This window comes from Micromonospora sp. 4G55 (assembly GCF_016803375.1).
The window spans coordinates 1-2,381 of record NZ_JAEVHN010000834.1 but is presented as its reverse complement, the minus strand read 5'-3'; the positions used below and the strand labels follow the sequence as shown (position 1 = coordinate 2,381).

Sequence of the window (2,381 nt, the reverse complement as noted above, 5' to 3'; positions counted from 1 at the left end):
GTGGCGGCGGCGGTCAGCGCGGCGCCGAGCAGCAGCGCCCCGGCGGCGGCGACCAGCCGGCGGGGCGCGGTACGGAGCTGGGGCATCTGTCGCCTCCGAGGCGTGTCAGGGGACCGGTCATAGAGTTTCGTTTGCGGGACTGCGGCGCAACTGTCGACGCGCGTGTCGTCGCCGTTCCCGACCAGCGGAATCACCTGCCACGCCCGGCCGGCCGGGTGCGGTACCGTCCGGTCATGATCAAGGTGCGGCGGGCCGGACCCGGTGACGCGGCGGAGATCGTCCGGCTGCGCGGGGTGATGCTGGCGTCGATGGACGGGGCGGAGCCGCCGCCCGGGCCGTGGCAGCCGGCCGCCCGGGAGGTGCTGCGCGAGCGGCTCGCCGACCCGGCGGACCTGATGGCCGTCTTCGTGGTGGACGCCCCCGACCGACCCGGCGTGCTCGCCGCCTGCGCGACCGGCACCATCGAGTGTCGCCTGGGCGGGCCGGGCAACCCCAGTGGACTGACCGGCTACGTCTTCAACGTGGTCACCGACCCGGGGTGCCGGCGGCGCGGCTACTCCCGGGCCTGCCTGACGGGCCTGCTCGACTGGTACCGGGACCGTGGCGTAGTGAAGATCGATCTGCGGGCGTCGGTGGCCGGCGAGGCGCTCTACCGCTCGCTCGGCTTCCGGGACACCCTTGGCCCCACCCTGCGCCTGAGCCTGCCCGCGTCCTGAGGAGTCGCCGTGTTCGCCCTGCCGTTGACCGGTTCCGCCGAGCTGCGCCCGCTGTCGCCCTGGTGCGCGGAGGAGTTCCTGGCCCACCTCGACCGGGCCCGGCAGCACATCACGCCCTGGGTCGGCGCCTCCTTCGTGGCGACCGACCTCGACTCGGCCCGGACCGTGCTGCGTCGCTACGCCGACCTGTGGGCGCGCGACGCCGGCGGCATCTGGGGCATCTGGGACGACGGGGTCCTGGTCGGCGGGGTGATGTTCGTGTCGTTCGACGCGGCGCTCGGCGTCTGCGAGGCGGGCTGCTGGCTGGAGCCGGCGGCCGAGGGTCGGGGGCTGGTCACTCGCGCGGTCGGCCGGATCGTCGACTGGGCGGTGGGCGAGCGGGGCATCCAGCGGGTGGAGTGGCGTACCAACGCCACCAACACGCGCAGCATCGCCGTGGCCCGGCGGCTCGGCATGCGCCGGGACGGCACGCTGCGGCAGCTCTACCCGGGCCCGGCGGGCCGGATCGACATCGAGGTCTGGTCGGTGCTCGCCGACGAGTGGCGCTCGCCGGCCTGACCCCGGTCCGTCCGCTGCGCGATTCCCGACCGGTCGGGTCTGCTCCGGGTGAGGCCCCGGGCGGCCGGGACGCCGCGACGGAGGCCGGCCCGCAGCGGTGGCGGTGCCGGACCGGCACCGCCACCGGGTCAGGCGTCGCCGCTCAGCTGTCGGCGTAGCGGCGGGCGGCGGCCAGCGCGGCCCGGACCTGCTCCGCGTTCCTCGCGGCGGGCCGCTCCCAGTCGTTCGGGTCGGCCGAGTAGAGGCCGGCGTACGCGGCGGTGTCCCGCTGGAACCGCCAGCCCTCGGCCAGCGGCCCGACGTCCACGGCGTCGTACCCGAGCGAGTCGAGGAACGCGGTCACCGCGGCCTTGGCGCCGGCGTCGTCGCCGGCGATCGGCAGCGCGCTGCGGTCGGCGGCCCCCGCCGGGCGGGCCAGGGCGCGCAGGTGCGCGAAGTAGATGTTGTTGAAGGCCTTGACCACGCGGGACTCCGGCAGGTGCGCCTGGAGCAGCTCACTGGTGGTCGTCGACTCGTCGTCCAGCTCCGGGAAGTGCCCGTCCCGCTCCGGGTAGTAGTTGTTGGTGTCGATGACCGTCTTGCCGGCCAGCGGCGCGGCGGGCACCTCGCGGTAGGCCCGCAGCGGAATGGTGACCACGACCAGGGCCCCCGCCGCGGCGGCCTCGGCCGGTGTGGCCGCCTGGGCCCGCGGGCCCAGCTCCGCCACCAGGTCCTTCAGCGTCTCCGGTCCGCGCGAGTTGCTGAGCACCACGTCGTGACCGGCGGCCACCGCCAGCCGGGCCACGGTGCCACCGATGTTGCCGCTGCCGATCAGTCCCACAGTTGTCATGTCCGTTGCCAACTCCGGTGTGGACGTCGGCATTCCCCACCACCGTGCTTGGTTATCCGGCCGGCGGCGCGCACGGATCGCCCCGTGGAGGAATCCTTCATCATCGATCGCATCACTGGCAATGGTTTGTATCGCTAAGTATCTATCTGCACCTGCCGCGCAATCGGTGATCTTCCGACCCGCACCGATCAATTGATATCTATCTCACACCACCACTTCCCACCCCCAGGAGTGCGACGTGCGGAGATCCCGTTTCGTGACCCTCGCCCTGAGCCTCG

4 protein-coding genes are annotated in these 2,381 nt (G+C 73.6%); 2 read left to right on the top strand and 2 right to left on the bottom strand.

The features are described 5' to 3' along the window. Positions 1 to 194: hypothetical protein (locus JNW89_RS34920; RefSeq protein ID WP_238452274.1), on the bottom strand; the 194-nt coding region annotated here is incomplete at its 3' end. Between the two features lie 39 nt (positions 195 to 233). Here JNW89_RS34920 and JNW89_RS34915 point away from each other — a divergent pair. Next, on the top strand, positions 234 to 716 hold the full coding sequence (locus JNW89_RS34915) for a GNAT family N-acetyltransferase (RefSeq protein WP_238451943.1): 483 nt from the start codon (positions 234 to 236) through the stop codon (positions 714 to 716). A gap of 9 nt (positions 717 to 725) precedes the next feature. Then, on the top strand, positions 726 to 1,274 hold the full coding sequence (locus JNW89_RS34910) for a GNAT family N-acetyltransferase (protein WP_238452273.1): 549 nt from the start codon (positions 726 to 728) through the stop codon (positions 1,272 to 1,274). Between the two features lie 142 nt (positions 1,275 to 1,416). Here the strand turns inward: JNW89_RS34910 and JNW89_RS34905 are convergent, their stop codons facing one another. Beyond that, positions 1,417 to 2,103, bottom strand: coding sequence for an NADPH-dependent F420 reductase (locus JNW89_RS34905; protein WP_238452272.1), 687 nt, complete (start codon positions 2,101 to 2,103; stop codon positions 1,417 to 1,419). Positions 2,104 to 2,381 lie beyond the last annotated feature (278 nt).